The sequence below is a fragment of the Pirellulales bacterium genome (assembly GCA_035939775.1).
Lineage (GTDB): Bacteria > Planctomycetota > Planctomycetia > Pirellulales > DATAWG01 > DASZFO01.
Window position 1 is genome coordinate 1 of the sequence record DASZFO010000195.1, and the last position, 13,750, is coordinate 13,750.

At 61.1% G+C, this 13,750-nt stretch carries 11 protein-coding genes and 1 tRNA gene; 4 read left to right on the forward strand and 8 right to left on the reverse strand.

Translation table 11 applies throughout. From position 1 onward, the window contains the following. Positions 1-161 precede the first annotated feature (161 nt). The 3 genes from VGY55_12660 to VGY55_12670 form a co-directional block, all read right to left on the reverse strand. Positions 162-398 carry a putative molybdenum carrier protein gene (locus VGY55_12660; protein HEV2970815.1) on the reverse strand — a complete coding sequence of 79 codons (237 nt, stop codon included), beginning with the start codon at positions 396-398 and terminating at the stop codon, positions 162-164. A 142-nt stretch (positions 399-540) separates the two neighbouring features. Continuing rightward, a tRNA-Pro gene (locus VGY55_12665) sits at positions 541-616 on the reverse strand. A gap of 152 nt (positions 617-768) precedes the next feature. Continuing rightward, positions 769-2,409, reverse strand: a complete 1,641-nt coding sequence (locus VGY55_12670; GenBank protein ID HEV2970816.1) for a serine/threonine-protein kinase — start codon at positions 2,407-2,409, stop codon at positions 769-771. A 197-nt stretch (positions 2,410-2,606) separates the two neighbouring features. On the opposite strand from VGY55_12670, the gene VGY55_12675 reads away from it, so the two are divergent. The 3 genes from VGY55_12675 to VGY55_12685 all read left to right on the forward strand — a co-directional run bounded on the left by VGY55_12675 (position 2,607) and on the right by VGY55_12685 (position 4,927). Next, positions 2,607-2,975, forward strand: a complete 369-nt coding sequence (locus VGY55_12675; protein ID HEV2970817.1) for a hypothetical protein — start codon at positions 2,607-2,609, stop codon at positions 2,973-2,975. A gap of 24 nt (positions 2,976-2,999) precedes the next feature. Next, positions 3,000-4,238 carry a hypothetical protein gene (locus VGY55_12680; GenBank protein HEV2970818.1) on the forward strand — a complete coding sequence of 413 codons (1,239 nt, stop codon included), beginning with the start codon at positions 3,000-3,002 and terminating at the stop codon, positions 4,236-4,238. A 116-nt stretch (positions 4,239-4,354) separates the two neighbouring features. Further along, a complete protein-coding gene (locus tag VGY55_12685) occupies positions 4,355-4,927 on the forward strand; it encodes a DUF1802 family protein (GenBank protein ID HEV2970819.1) in 573 nt (190 codons plus the stop codon). A gap of 212 nt (positions 4,928-5,139) precedes the next feature. Here the strand turns inward: VGY55_12685 and VGY55_12690 are convergent, their stop codons facing one another. From VGY55_12690 to VGY55_12710, 5 genes are all read right to left on the reverse strand, one after another. Beyond that, complete coding sequence (locus VGY55_12690; GenBank protein ID HEV2970820.1) at positions 5,140-5,577, reverse strand: organic hydroperoxide resistance protein; 438 nt, start codon at positions 5,575-5,577, stop codon at positions 5,140-5,142. A 310-nt stretch (positions 5,578-5,887) separates the two neighbouring features. Beyond that, a complete protein-coding gene (locus VGY55_12695) occupies positions 5,888-7,810 on the reverse strand; it encodes an alpha-L-fucosidase (protein ID HEV2970821.1) in 1,923 nt (640 codons plus the stop codon). Next, positions 7,810-8,955, reverse strand: coding sequence for a DUF1559 domain-containing protein (locus VGY55_12700; protein HEV2970822.1), 1,146 nt, complete (start codon positions 8,953-8,955; stop codon positions 7,810-7,812). The genes VGY55_12695 and VGY55_12700 overlap by 1 nt, the downstream gene beginning before the upstream one ends. Before the next feature lie 69 nt (positions 8,956-9,024). Beyond that, positions 9,025-10,095 carry a DUF1559 domain-containing protein gene (locus tag VGY55_12705; protein HEV2970823.1) on the reverse strand — a complete coding sequence of 357 codons (1,071 nt, stop codon included), beginning with the start codon at positions 10,093-10,095 and terminating at the stop codon, positions 9,025-9,027. Between the two features lie 330 nt (positions 10,096-10,425). After that, a complete protein-coding gene (locus VGY55_12710; GenBank protein ID HEV2970824.1) occupies positions 10,426-11,706 on the reverse strand; it encodes a DNA-binding transcriptional regulator in 1,281 nt (426 codons plus the stop codon). 565 nt (positions 11,707-12,271) lie between these two features. On the opposite strand from VGY55_12710, the gene VGY55_12715 reads away from it, so the two are divergent. Continuing rightward, positions 12,272-13,693, forward strand: coding sequence for a serine protease (locus tag VGY55_12715; GenBank protein HEV2970825.1), 1,422 nt, complete (start codon positions 12,272-12,274; stop codon positions 13,691-13,693). Positions 13,694-13,750: the final 57 nt, after the last annotated feature.

Below are 13,750 nucleotides of genomic sequence, written 5' to 3' on the forward strand. Positions count from 1 at the left end.
ATCGAGAAACATTCGCCCGGCTATCTACTCGCCGTTTTCAGCGGCGGCAAATCGGATGATGATGTCGCCGTCGCCCAAGCCGGCCTGGCACAATTGGGCAAAGCGATGGACGCTGGCGCGACAGGCAAATGATGGGCGAGACGGGAGGCGCGTACGCCGAGCTATCTATCTGACCATCCAGAGTAAAACTGCCAAAGCCGCTGCTCGGGAATGTCTGACGGCGTCTCGGTTAGTCGCAGGTAGATCTCCGGCGAGCCGGGCGCGATCGGAAAGACTTCGGCCCAGCCGCCGCGCGGGCACCAGCCTCCGTGGTTCAGACCGTGGTGGATCGCAAAATCGAGAGGCGCCCGGTCGACTCCTGTTCGCCCGCCGGATCGAAACACGAGGAAAGGAACCATGAAGAAGAATTGCGTATTGCGGCTTCTGATATTTGGGCTCTTGGTTGCGCATTACATTTCCTGCGCATTTATCGGGTCTTCCGCCGCACCATCGGAAAGATGGGTGAGCCTAAATGTCGGCTCCGGCATTACTTCTGACAAATCGGGGCGAGGAGATTTGAACTCCTGACCTCTTGCACCCCAAGCAAGCGCGCTAATCCAGGCTGCGCCACGCCCCGATGGAATGGCCCCGTTCAAGCCGGGGCCGCCCGCAAGAAGTATCGCAGATTCGGCAGGCGGTTTCAACGGCTGCGGGAAAGCGCTTTGCCGAAGCACGAAGGATCAGGTGTGCGGGAGAAGCAAGCCGGGTGCTGGCCGGCGGCAGATTGTTTCATTCACTTCCGGTCGGTTGGCCGGCGGCGCTCGGCGCGGACGGTTCGTCGTGGAAGTGTTGCTCGAGCCATTTGTCCCACAACGCCGGGCTCTGCGAATCGGCCGCAAGATCCTTGCGGATCGCGTAGCTGACGGCTTGCATCATTTGGCGATCGAGCAAGCTCTCGAGCTTCGCCGGCTCGAGGCCGCCGGCGACCGTCGATAGCTCGAGCGCCTTTTCGGAACTCTTTTTTTGATTCTTTTCGAGGTAGTAAACGACGCATTCGCCTGCCAATCCGAAGGCTTTGTAAGGCGGATCGTCGTTGTGTTTGGCAAACTGTTCAAATAGCTTCAGTGCATCGTCCCAGCGGTCGTGCTGGAGATAATAGCGCGCCAACTGCTGATTCGCGCGCGGTACGTAACGGGTGTCGTTCGGGAAATACAGGCCGACGCTCTTCCAAGCCGCTTCGGTGCCATTTTCGACCGCGAAAAGATACTGTTCCGTCACGGTGTTCCGCTTGTCGATCAAGCGTCCATCGCTCGACGCGGCCGACGCGGCCAAGAGAAACGGCTTCCGCAGGAGCATTGCTGAGGCCCCGCCGACGACGAAGGCAGCGACCATCGCCAGCGTTAGGCGCCGCCGCCAGCGCCGATCGTCGCGGATGGCCAGCGCCTGAGTCTTCATCACTCCCCCGAGGCGTCGCGTGCCGTAGAAGGTTGAATCGCGAAACGCCGCCGCTTCGGAGGTGTTCCGTTCATCAAACTCGACCGGCCAATCCCCGGCCAAGCCCTCGATCTCCAAACCGCGCAGATCGCGGAGCAATTCGCGCGCGTCGGGATAGCGGTCTTTCGGGTCTTTCGCCAACATTTTGTGGACGATCCGGCAGAGCCCCGGAGGAAGATCGGGGCGATGGTTCTCCAGCCGCTCGGGGACGGCCTTGACGTGCTGCACGGCCACGCTCAGCGCCGTCTCGCCGCGAAACGGAGGCTCGCCGGCGAGCATCTGGTAGCAGGTCACTCCGAACGAATAGATGTCGCTGCGCGGATCGAGCTGCCGTCCCTCGACCTGCTCGGGGCTCATGTAGAGCGGCGTGCCCATCGTCATGCCCGTCTGCGTGAGATTGAGCGAATCGCCTTCGCTCGTGATCCGGGCCAGCCCGAAATCGGCGACCTTCACCTCGCCGACTTTGGTGAGCATGATGTTTTCGGGCTTGATGTCGCGGTGGACGATCCCCTGATCGGCCGCCTTGGCCAGCGCGACCGCCACTTGCCGCATGATCGAAACGACGAGCTTGACGTCGGGCAAACCGCTGCGGAGCAGCAATTCGCGGAGGTTCTGCCCTTCGACGTATTCCTGAGCGATGTAATGGATGCCTTCGACGCAGCCGACCTCGTGGATTTGCACGATATGGGCGTGCACCAAGGCGGCGGCGGCCTGGGCCTCCATGTGGAACCGACGAACGTAGGTCGAGTCTTTCGCCAGCTCGCGTTTCAAGATCTTGAACGCCACCTGCCGGCGCAACGAGAGTTGCTCGGCTAGATAGACTTCGGCCATCGCCCCGCGACCCAGGCGGCGGAGCAAACGGTAGTCGCCGATTTGCCGGCCCGAGAGGTCCAGGTCCAGGCCGCCGGCGGCGGATTGGGCGGTCGATTTGCTCATGTTATAAGTATGCCGGTTGCGAGCGTCGCCCCGCAAGGGCGACCGACCTCGCGGCAGCGATCGCGAAGTGGCGAGTATCGCCATTTTTTGAGTAGACTTAACATTAATTCTGATTGACATCAGGGGGGGAAATTGCCCATGATTGGCGCGGCGGGATGCCAAGACCAACGGTCGCTCTAGGGAAAGGAGACGCAAACATGGTGCGGGGCAACAAGGCGCACACGACAACGGTCAATCGAATCGTCCGCCGCTACAACGGCAAGTCGGGACTCGACGTCGACGTCGAGACGCCCGAAGGAATCGTCGAAGTCGAAACGGAAGCCACGATCGGCCGCGGCATCCGGCAGTTGAAGAAATTCCACGGGCCTGTCTATCTGGCCGTGACCAACCGGGAGGCGTTGCCCGAAGCGCTCCGAGCGACCAAGGGGAGCCGCATCGGAGTGATGGACCCGCACGGCAATATCGTCAAGCCATCGGACGAGGAAGACGCGCGGGCGGAATCGACGTCCGAAGCGCGCAACGGTTCCAAGCGCACCAACGGTGATCGGCGGCGGGCCATCGTTTAGAGCGAAGCCGAAAGCGCGCCCCCCATGACCGCCAAAGAGACACAAAACACGGCGGCCGTCGACTCTAGCGCGGTCGTCTCGGGGACAGTGCACATTTATGTCGCATTCGACCTGGGAGACGAGGTCGATCTCGAGGCGGCCCGGCGGCTGTTGGTGGGCCAGCCGCAGGCCCTCGCCAGACGCCGGCGAACGCCTAGCTCCTTTGCTTATAGCCCGCCGCCGCTGCGATTTCCGCTGGAGCCGATTGAACTCAAGCTGCAACCAACGGATCGAACCCCGCACGAGAAAACCAGCGAACGCACGGAATCGTCCGCGGCACCGCAGGGAATAGATGCCGGCCAATCTGACGAACCACACGAATCGGCGCCGACGATTTGCCGTTCGTCCATCGCATCCGCCGAGGCGACGTTGTTCGATTTCGGCGGCGTCAGTGTAGCGATGCATCTGCCGATATCGCTGACGATTGGCGAGCTGAGCACGCTGGCGACTTGCCTTGCCGACTCGGATCGGTTGGTCGAGCAGGCAAAGTCGGCGGCGCAATGGCTATTCGAGCGGCTGCGACCAGCGATCGTTCAGCCGGCGTTCAATCCGTTGACCGAGGAGTACGTCGTATTTCAATTGCCTCCCGGCCTGCCGCTGCCGCCGCCGCATGTTTTGTTGGAGCAGTGGTCGGAATGGGCGGCCGGCATGGCGCGATTGGAAAACGAGCCTCTCAGCGGCGACGAAGTCGCGGCGGCCCTGCATAGCTTCATCAGCTACAGCCCGCGGGATTTGCTGGTGCCCGAGTGGTCGGCAGCGTTGTTGATCGACTCCGATTGCGATGAAACGCTGCAAACGATCGAGTTTGCCAACTTACAATTGCTGGAATATCGGTTCATCGACAAGTTGCTCGACGATCGGCTCGCTGACGCCTATCGGCTGATCCACCCGCTCACGCGGAGTTGGCTCCCGTTGTGGCGAACGCACTCGCGGCCGCTGCGGGCGCTCGGCGAATTGCGGATTCATGCCAATAGCCTCTTCGAACGGACAGGTAACGCATTGAAGTTGGTTGGCGATCAATACCTCGCCCGCGTCTATCGGATATTGGCCGCGAGGTTTCATCTCGATGATTGGGAGCGGAGCATCCAGCGATCGCTCGAGGTCGTGGAAAGCGTGTATCGCGTCCTAGCCGACCAGGCGGCGACGTATCGAACGGAGCTGCTCGAAGTGGTGGTGATCGTGTTGATTGTGTTCGAGATCGTGATGGCGCTGTTTCGCCGCTGAGGTGATCGCGGAGTGACGCGGGTAGTACAATAACGGCGCCGTTAGCCGCGACACTTGTGCCGTGGTCTTTCGGCGCGACGCTGATCGCAATACGCCGTGGTCGAGTTGGAGCGATTATGGACGCCGTCAACCGGATCGCCTTCAAGGAATGGGCCGTGGTGTGCCGCGCGCTGGCGGACGGCGCGCAGTCGATCATCTTGCGCAAGGGTGGGATCGACGAGGGGAGCGAGGGATTTCGCGTACGCCATCGCGAGTTCTGGCTATTTCCGACGCAATTCCATCAGCGGTCGGAGCAATTGGTTCCGGAGGCCGGGCCGCTGCTCGAGCGCGTGAGGGCCGAGGGGCCGCCAGCCGGGACCATTGCGATCGGCCAATACGTCGTCGTCGATGATGTCTGCGAGATCAACGACGAATCGCTCTTGGGTCGTTTGGCGGGCTTTCACATTTGGTCGCGGGAGACGATCGTCCAGCGGTTTCAATATCGCCAGCCCGGATTGTTCTTGTTACTCGCACGGGTTTACCGAGTGCCGCAGCCATTTCTCCTGAGCGACACTCCGTATTTCGCCGGCTGCCGCAGTTGGATCGAACTGCCGGAAGCACTTCCGACCACCGGCGCGATCCCCGTCTTGAGCGACGAGCAATTCGCAGGCGTGCGCGAACGGGTTCGCGAAGCGCTCGCTGGCGGTTGAGTGAGTCAGGTGGCACTGGCCAGCGCAGTCGGCCAGTGCAGAGTCGCCATTGGCTCGGTAAGGCAATCGTCGCCGCATCGATACGACATGATCGGGTCCGGCGCGTTTAATGCGAACGCGCATGACTCGAAGTGTGCGTGCTCCGGCACTGGCCGACTTCGCTGGCCAGTGCCACACTCTGCCCAGAAGTGCCACGCGGCCGCATCGGCAAATTACGCGCCGACGACTTCCACCTCGACGGGTACGTTGCCTCGCGTGGCGTGCGAATAGGGGCAAATCTTCTCGTGCGCCTCCTTGGCCAGCGCCGCGAGTTCGGCCTGCGGCAGGCCCTTGTCCTCGACGTGCAGCTTGGCGGCCAGCCCGAAGCCACCCCCTTCGCGCGGGCCGATCGAGACGGAGCAGGTGACCTTTACCTTGGAGCCATCCTTCTTTTGCTGCTTCGCGACGAAGTCGATCGCGCCGCCGAAGCAGGCCGCGTAGCCCGCGGCGAATAGGTGCTCGGGCGTAGCAGCGCCGGGCTTGCCGGGGCCACCCATTTCCTTGGGAACGGAGAGGTCGGCTTTTACGATGCCGTCGCTGGATTCAGTATGTCCGTTGCGGCCACCGAGGGCGGTCGCGGTGGCGGTGAAGAGCGGCTTGATCTTGTCCATGGCAGTGTCTCCTTATGGGGATTCGACTTCGCTGCGCCCGAGCGATGAGCAACACCGCCCGCGCCGCCCCTATTCTACCGCTGGACAATCGCCAAGGAAGCCGTCGCGGCGGGTGCCACTGGCCAGCAACGTCGGCCAGTGCCGGGTGGCCAACTCGCGATTCGGCACTGGCAGACTGCGCTTGCCAGTGCCACACTACCAATGACACGGAGACACGAGGGTGATTCCGGTGCGTCTGCGCGGACTTGACCCACCCTACGGCTACTCGGCACTGGCAGACTGCGCTTGCCAGTGCCACCCGACGCGCGTTTCAAGAGACTGCGGGCGTGAGGATCAATTCGAAGAACTGCATCAAATCTCCGCCGTCGATCCGCGTTGGTTGGAGGAGAATCTCTTCTTCACCGGCGGGCAATTTGATCTGTCCCAGCTTGATGGTCTGAATGTCTTTCGCGCCGCGCGTCGGCTGCACCTGGCCTTCGAGTGATTGCTGTCCGAATCTCACCAGATAGCTGCCCGTCTCTTGAGCCGACGTGGTGCCGTACTTCACGGAGGCGTCGAACGTCGCCGGCTCGTTCAGCCGGACCTTCCAGCCGAGCGAATCGCTCGGGCCTTTGAAGCCGGCAACGAAGTATGCCGCCGCCTTTCCGTCGCCGTATTTGAATCCTTTGCCGTGCGCCTCGGCATCAAACCCCAGCAGCCGATTCTCGTGCTCCGCGGCCAACAGTCGGCCGGGGTGAGTCTTCATCTCTCTTGAGATCTGCAAGACGATCACGCTGTCGCTGGTGTCAGGCGCCTTCGACGGAACGAGGACGACCGTGTCATAGTCGCCGAAGCGCTCGGACTTGAGCGCAGCCTTCCGCCGATCGGAGAGGAGATAGGCCGAAGCCACGTCGCTTTGCAGCCCGCCGACGACCAATCGTCCGTCCGTCGGCCAATCGAAGACGTGCAGATAGAGCGCGCTCCCCTTGCGAGTCGCTTCGCCCCAGGCTTGCCGCTCCAGCGGAGTTCGCTCGGTGGAGTAAATGCTATCGCCATTGACGGCCATCCAGGCGCCGATGCCGCGGAGGATGGCTTGATCCTCGGGAGCGATCTGGCCGTTGCCCATCGGGCCGATGTTCAAGAGCACATTGCCCCCTTTGGCCGCCGCCTTCGCGAGCAAGTGGATGAAGTACCCCACCGGCTTGTGGCTGTGGTCGAGCTTGTGATAGCCGTACGATTCGTTCGTGGTCGGGATGCACTCCCAGTCGCCGGCGGTGGGCCGCAGCTCGGCGGGACGATCGGACGTGTCGAGGTAGTCGCCAAAATTGCGACCCACGCCGCGGGCAGCACGGCCGTTGATCACGACATCCGGGCTGCCCTTGCGCACAGCCTGGACAATCCGAAGCTGCTCGGAGAAAGGCAACTTCGCCGGCGTGTCAAACCAAAAGATGTCTGGATGATACTTGGCGATCAGCTCTTGGAGTTCCGGAATGGCCTTGCCGTCGACGTACTTGCGCACTCGCTCCAAGATTTCGGGATGCTCGTCGAACCAGTTCTTGCCGCCGAACAGCCCTTTGTCGCCGCCGGGGTTCTGATAGTCCCAATCGTTGCCGGGCGCGTTCGGATCCTCCCAGTCGAAAGCATGCGAGTAATAAAAGCCGAAACGGATGCCGTTGCGGCGGCACTCGTCGCTCAGTTCGCGCATCGGATCGCGGCTGAATTTGGTCGCGTCGCGGAGGTTGTACTTGTTCACGTCGGAGGGCCACATCGCGAAGCCGTCGTGATGCTTCGCCGTGATGATCGCGTATTTCATCCCCGCCCCTTTGATCAATCGCACCCACTCCTCGGCGCTAAACTGCTCGGGATCAAAGACGGAGACGACCTTCTCCTTGTACTCGGCCAGCGGGATGCGGGCGTGTCGCATGAGGTGCTCGGCGTAGCCGCCGGCGTTTTTCCCTTCCCACTCGCCGGCTGGCCCGGCGTAGACGCCCCAATGAATGAAGCAGCCGAATCGCGCCTCGCGCCACCATTGCAGGCGCTGGTCGCGGCCCTTCAGTGCCTCGGTCCACCAGCCGTGAATCGCCTCGTTGGCGGCGGCAACATCGCGCGGGCTCCCCTTGCCAACTGATTCGGAGTTCTCAGCGTCCGCGGGAGTTTGACCGCCCGCTTGGCGCTGCGGCGCGACCCCGATCATCAGCGGAAGAACCAACGCCCCAAAGCCGAGTACGCGGAAGAATCGTCCCACGATCAACATCAGTGAATCTGATTGGAAGCGACCGATTGGCCGTCGGCTTTGTTCGCGAGATTAGCGAAAACCTTGAGATCGATTTCATAATCGATCGAGTGGACGGAGGCGTCGCAGAAGACGACGTTGAACGTCCCCGAGTGCGCGGACCCGAAGCGCACATCCGGGGCAGCCGGCGCGTTGCGAGCGTTCGAATCGGTGTCTTGCCACGGCGGATAATCGGAATCGGCGACACGAATGTTGTCGTTGTCGAAACCGGCCGTCATGCACTCGTTGTCGCCCCCATCTTGACCATCCGTGTAATGGTTGGTCGGAATATTCTTTTCGCCGTACAACAGGGTCTTGCTGAGGCCGTCCTTGATGTCGGGAACTCTGACCTGGCTGCGGCAGCACGTCACGCCCGTATAAACGCCGCTTGCCGGCCAGGCACCGGCGCTGCCCCACGTTTGTGGGGAGATTCCGGTTTGACTGCCACCGCCGTCGCCGGCAGCATAGGACGGTGGTCCGTCGAATTGGTTCAGCGTGTTGTTGCTGTCGCTTAGCGCGCTATCGCCGCAACTCGCAGCGTAGTCACTGCGATGGACGAGATTGAGCGGATTCGGGTTAGGATTCGGCGCAGGGCTGGGAGGCCCACCATTGTGAGGCCAACCAACGGTCATCGGATACAGGTCGCCGCCACGTGCGCGAGTCGGGCAATAGAATTCCGCCAGATGCGAGGTCTGTTGGACCCAAACCGCGTTCTTGAAGCCTTGCTGATTGGTGTTGAAGTCGATTCCCTTGCCAGCCGCCCACACATCTTTATGCTCGATCCACGGCAGCAGGCTGAAGTTCCAGGCGCCTGGCTGCCTCCGGCCAAAGCCGCGATTGGGATCGGCGATCCAATTCCAACCCCAGCCGCCGGAGGGAAAGAATTTGAAGTTCGACAGGTGGTTCTGAGCTGCCAGCCCCAATTGCTTGAGATTGTTCGAGCATTGCAGCCGGCGCGCCGTTTCCCTGGCCGCTTGGATCGCCGGCAACAACAGGGCGATCAAGATTCCGATGATGGCGATGACCACCAGTAATTCCACCAGCGTGAAGCCGCGACGCAAGGCGCGCGCCGGCGCCGAAAATAAACGATTGCCGCGCATCACCTGGTTCTCCAACTCGGGTTCCATGACGCACACATACATCCAAGGTTCCAAGCGCGAATGCGCGATAGCAGCAGAATCGCCTCACGTTGAAACTCAGTGGATCTGACCGGAATTGATTGATTGGCCGTCCGCCTTGTTGCACAAATACCCGAACACTTTAAGATCGATTTCATAGTCGATCGAATGGACGGAGCCATCACAGAAGACGGTATTGAACGTGGCTGAATGCGCGCTGCCGAATAAGTGCTCCGGAGTAAAGCCGAGGTTTTTTGGATCATTCCTAGCGGTACTGGGAAGGTCTTGGAATGGTGGATTACCCACCCCGCCCAAGCGCCCGTTGTCATTGTCGAATCCGGTCGTCATGCATTCGTTGTCGCCGGGATCTTGCCCGTCGGTGTAATGATCCGCTCGAATGTACTTTTCCCCAACAAACAACGTTTTGCTCATTCCGTCCTTGATGAGGGTCAAGGTGGTTTGGCTGTGCTGGTATGCGACGCCAGTAAAGATGCCCGGAGGTTGCCAAGTGTATCCCGAAGCAGCGTAATCCGCTGGCCCACCATCGTATTCAACTTTGCTATTGCTGTCGCCGACGCATACAGCGTAATCGCTGCGATTCACGTCCGGCGGAACCAGGGCCGACGGATGTTGATGGGGCCAACCGACTGTCTGCGCATAAAGGTCGCCACCGCGAGCGCGAGTCGGGCAATAGAACGCCGGAACACGCGTCGTCATTTGCGGCGCGATCGCAGTCGCGAACGCCGCGGGATTCTTGGTAAAATCGATCCCTCTGCCGTACCCCCAAACGTCCTTCAACTCCATAAAGGAAAGCAGGCTGAAGTTCCACGCTCCTGGCTGCCGCGAGCCGAAACCGCGGTTGGGATCGCCGATCCAGTCCCAACCCCAGCCGGCGGACGGCAGGTATTTGAATGCCGCCATGTGATTGTTCGCCGCTAGGCCGATTTGTTTCAAGTTATTGGAGCATTGCGTCTTTCGCGCCGCCTCTCTGGCCGCTTGGATGGCGGGCAATAAGAGGGCGATCAAGATGCCAATGATGGCGATGACCACCAAAAGTTCCACCAGCGTGAACGCGCGACGCAGGGCGCGCGCCGGTGCCGAGAATGAATGAATGCTTCGCATCGTCTGGTTCTCCAGCTTCAGTTCCATGACGCACAAATAGCGTGCGACGAGATGAGATAAGATGAGATGAATCCGCCAATCCACGTGCTCCGCGCACCGCCCAACACCGACGCGTTGCTCAGCAGGTGACGAGCGGTCGAGGGCCGAAAGGCTCAGCTTGAAGCCGAAAGGCTCTAAATGTATCTGCGATCGCCCTCGTGGCTGCTATCAGCGTCCTCTTAGAGTGTGAACAATTCGCAAATAATTGTCTATGAGGAAATTCACTATTTAGATTGAGATTTTTCACCACGAGGTCGGTCCTGTTGGAGTTCAGGCTTTAGCCTGCCGGCAGCAGCCTAAAGGCTGGACTCCAACTGCTCACACCCTCCCCCTGGCCGTGAGCTGCCGAGCCTTGCGGAATTCGCTCGGCGTTTGGTTGCAATTCTCTTTGAACAAGCGATACATCGTTTCGGGGTGGGAAAATCCGGCCAATCGGGAGACCTCTTCGACCACCAGATTCGTGGTCGCGAGCAGCTCCTTGGCCCGTTCGATCCTCACGTGGGTGATCTCGTCGCTGGCCGAATGGCCAAGGCACTTGGTGAACCAGCGATCGAGAGTGCTGCGGGAAACGGCGGTGTGCTCGACGAGTTCTTCGACCGTCAAGCCTTGGCAGGCGCGGTCGCGAACGAAACGCACGGCATCGACCACGTCGCGGTCGGGGATCGCCAGCACGTCGCTCGAGCGGCGCGCGACGATGCCGGTCGGTTCGATCAGCACCTCTTTCGGCGCCGGACTCTTGTTCTCGATCATGCGGTGCAACAGCGCGGCCGCCTCGTAGCCCACCTTGGCCGGATTCGGATCGATGCTGGTCAACGGCGGCGTGGCCAATTCGCACAGCGTGGGATCGTTATCGACGCCGATGATCGCCACTTCATCCGGAACGGCCAATCCGATTTCGCGGCAGGCATTCGAGACCTGATAGGCGCGCACGTCGTTGCAGGCCATCAATCCCACCGGCTTCGGCAACCCGCGCAGCCAGGTTTCCATGCGGCCCAACTGCTGCAACCATTTCTGCTCGAAGGCGACCAGGCCGACCGTGCGCCGCGCCCCGCCGTCTTCGAACACGCTCACGGGATAACCGCGCGCGCCGAGCGCCTCGCGGAATGCAAGCTTGCGTTGCTCGGAAAACCGCAAGCCGCGAAACCCGCAAAATGCGAACTGCCGCAGTCCGCGATCCAGCAAATGATGCACCGCGGCTTGGGCCACGAGCGTATCGTTCGGGGCCATATTGGGAATGCCCGCCAATGTGTTTTCGTAGAGCACGTTGACGCTCGGCACGCCCAATTGCCGCACTTGCTTCTCGAGCGTCGGCCAGATTCGTCCGATGCATCCATCCGGGGTCCAGGCGCGCAAGCCGCGCGGGATCGGGTCGTCAATCGAGCGTTCCTCGTGATAAAAGGTCCAAGGACCGTGCGTCATCGAATAGGCCGCGATGCCCGCCAACAGTCCCCGACCGAAGGCCCGCGACGATTCGATCAACAGCACGACGCGGAGTTGGGTCTTCATCGGCGCCAGCAAGCGATGGGAAAGGCCGCCGACAGCCTCGCCTGTCGCAAAGCTGCCGTGAGGAAAATCATCAGGATAAATGCACAATTTCATCATAGACGCTGTGCTTCTTTGCGTACAGAACCGAAGGGGAGAAATGTCGAATCTGAGCACGGCTTGCCGAGATCAAGCCGCTGTGCAACTGCTTCCGCCACCTCGCGGCGGGGCGTTTCATTTTTTCAATTTCGGAATCGCACACTAGCCCGACGCGCCAGCGAGGGTTCTGGCTTTCCAACGGAATTCCCTCGCTTGCGCTTCGAGATTGTGACTAAGAGCCTATCCGAATTCCGCCGGGGACTGTCCCATTTTGTGGAGTCTTCGGAACAAAATGGGACCGTCCCCCTCTCCGCAGGCGGTATTCGGATAGGCACTAAAAGTGGTCGCCCCAAACCACGTGGTGTGAAAAAGTAATAAGCCCTGCCGATCGTGGGCCAGTTCTGGCCAAGTCCCCCCTGGCGTGCTACAAAATAACATAGAGCCTATCCGAGAACCGCCGGGAACTGTCCCCTTTTGCGCAGTCCGCGGAGCAAAACGGGGACTGTCCCCTTTGCCCAGGCGGTTCTCGGACAGACTCATAGGCAATTCGCGATCCAAAACTTCGTGCGGAGAAATCTGAACCATGCGCCTAGTTCTGATCTGGAGTGCCTCGGTACTGGCGGCGGTTTGCTCGATTGGCGGCGCCGCGGTCGTCGGCTCTGAGCCGGCCCGGTTCGATTTGAGCAAATTCAGGCTGGGTTCGGGCAGCCAATTGGCGGCCAGCCCGGCACAGATTCTCGGGAGCTGCCAGTATCTGCAGGCGGGCACCCCGAAGCTCCGGGTGAACCAAGAGAAAGAGCGGGGCGCGGCGGCCGATGTCTATGGCCGCGTTGCCCCGGCCACGGTGCTCATCAAGGCCCAAATCGGCGGGAAAACGTCCTGGGGTTCGGGCTGGATCGTCGATCCCGAGGGATGGATCATTACCAATAATCACGTCGTCGCGGAGGCCGATATCGACCCCAATACGGGCGCGCGGGCGGTGGCGATTTACCGCGGGCGAATTGAAGACGACTTCATGCACCTCATCGAGCAGCCTTCCCAGGCGACGATCTATAAGACCGACAAGGATCGCGACCTCGCGCTATTGAGAATCGCTCGCCTGCCAACCGATAAAGACAAGCTGCCGGTCATCGAATTCGCCAAGCAACCGCCGAAGCCCGGTTCGGATTGCGTGGTAATCGGTCATCCGGCGGCGGGGACGCTGTGGACCGTTCGTAGCGGCGAGATCCTCGGCATGGCGAACTTTCCGAACGACTTGATGAACGCGGTCACTGCGCGGCTGGAATCGCCAGCCAAAGGCAGCGATCATGGCGGAGTTCAGAAATCGTTTTCGGCCGCGCCGCAATGGAAGGTGCTGTTAACCAATTGCAACGTGAATCACGGCGACTCGGGGGGACCGCTGCTGAATGCCAACGGCGAATTGATCGGCGTGACGATGGGGATGCCAAGTTCCCAAGCGGCGGCGGGGTCGTCGAGCGTGTTGTCGTATCACGTGCATCTCGACGAGGTGAAGAGCTTCATGGCGGTTAAGCCGCAGGAGCCCGTCGCCGAGACGCCCGATCCCTGGCCACCGGGATTGTACAGCAAGCTCTTGGATGAAGATGGAGACGGCACTCCCGACACGCTCGCCTTCAGCACGACCGACGGCGGCCCGCTGTGCGGAGTGCTCTTGGATCTGAGTCAGGCGACCGCCGCGGCGCTAAGCAAGGCGGAGCTGGCTGACGCGGCCGCCAAGCACACGTGGAAGTTCCAGTTCGCGCTCGCGACAAAGCCGGCGCTGCGGGCCTTTTATGATTCGGGCTACAGTGGCCAAATCGATCTGATTCTGACGGGGCGCGAAGCGGACATGACGGCCACCGACGGTTTGAGGCTCGAAAACGGCAAATGGAGTTCGTTCAAACCGAAGCAGCAACAGAAGCTGATCGACCCGGCCCTGCTGAACAATGTGGCGGAGCGAGCGCGATTCGCGAAGATCACGAATCGGCTGTTCGGCGCCGGCCAATGAATCAGAGCCTAACAAATCCGGCTGGGAGAATGGGACAGTCCCCGTTTTGCTGCGCGG

Bases quoted from the DNA above. Each gene is read 5' to 3' on its own strand.
- VGY55_12690 (HEV2970820.1), bottom strand. From the start codon at position 5,577: ATGGACAAGATCAAGCCGCTCTTCACCGCCACCGCGACCGCCCTCGGT.
- VGY55_12675 (HEV2970817.1), top strand. From the start codon at position 2,607: ATGGTGCGGGGCAACAAGGCGCACACGACAACGGTCAATCGAATCGTC.
- VGY55_12700 (HEV2970822.1), bottom strand. From the start codon at position 8,955: ATGGAACCCGAGTTGGAGAACCAGGTGATGCGCGGCAATCGTTTATTT.
- VGY55_12660 (HEV2970815.1), bottom strand. From the start codon at position 398: ATGGTTCCTTTCCTCGTGTTTCGATCCGGCGGGCGAACAGGAGTCGAC.
- VGY55_12710 (HEV2970824.1), bottom strand. From the start codon at position 11,706: ATGAAATTGTGCATTTATCCTGATGATTTTCCTCACGGCAGCTTTGCG.
- VGY55_12695 (HEV2970821.1), bottom strand. From the start codon at position 7,810: ATGTTGATCGTGGGACGATTCTTCCGCGTACTCGGCTTTGGGGCGTTG.
- VGY55_12680 (HEV2970818.1), top strand. From the start codon at position 3,000: ATGACCGCCAAAGAGACACAAAACACGGCGGCCGTCGACTCTAGCGCG.
- VGY55_12715 (HEV2970825.1), top strand. From the start codon at position 12,272: ATGCGCCTAGTTCTGATCTGGAGTGCCTCGGTACTGGCGGCGGTTTGC.
- VGY55_12670 (HEV2970816.1), bottom strand. From the start codon at position 2,409: ATGAGCAAATCGACCGCCCAATCCGCCGCCGGCGGCCTGGACCTGGAC.
- VGY55_12685 (HEV2970819.1), top strand. From the start codon at position 4,355: ATGGACGCCGTCAACCGGATCGCCTTCAAGGAATGGGCCGTGGTGTGC.
- VGY55_12705 (HEV2970823.1), bottom strand. From the start codon at position 10,095: ATGGAACTGAAGCTGGAGAACCAGACGATGCGAAGCATTCATTCATTC.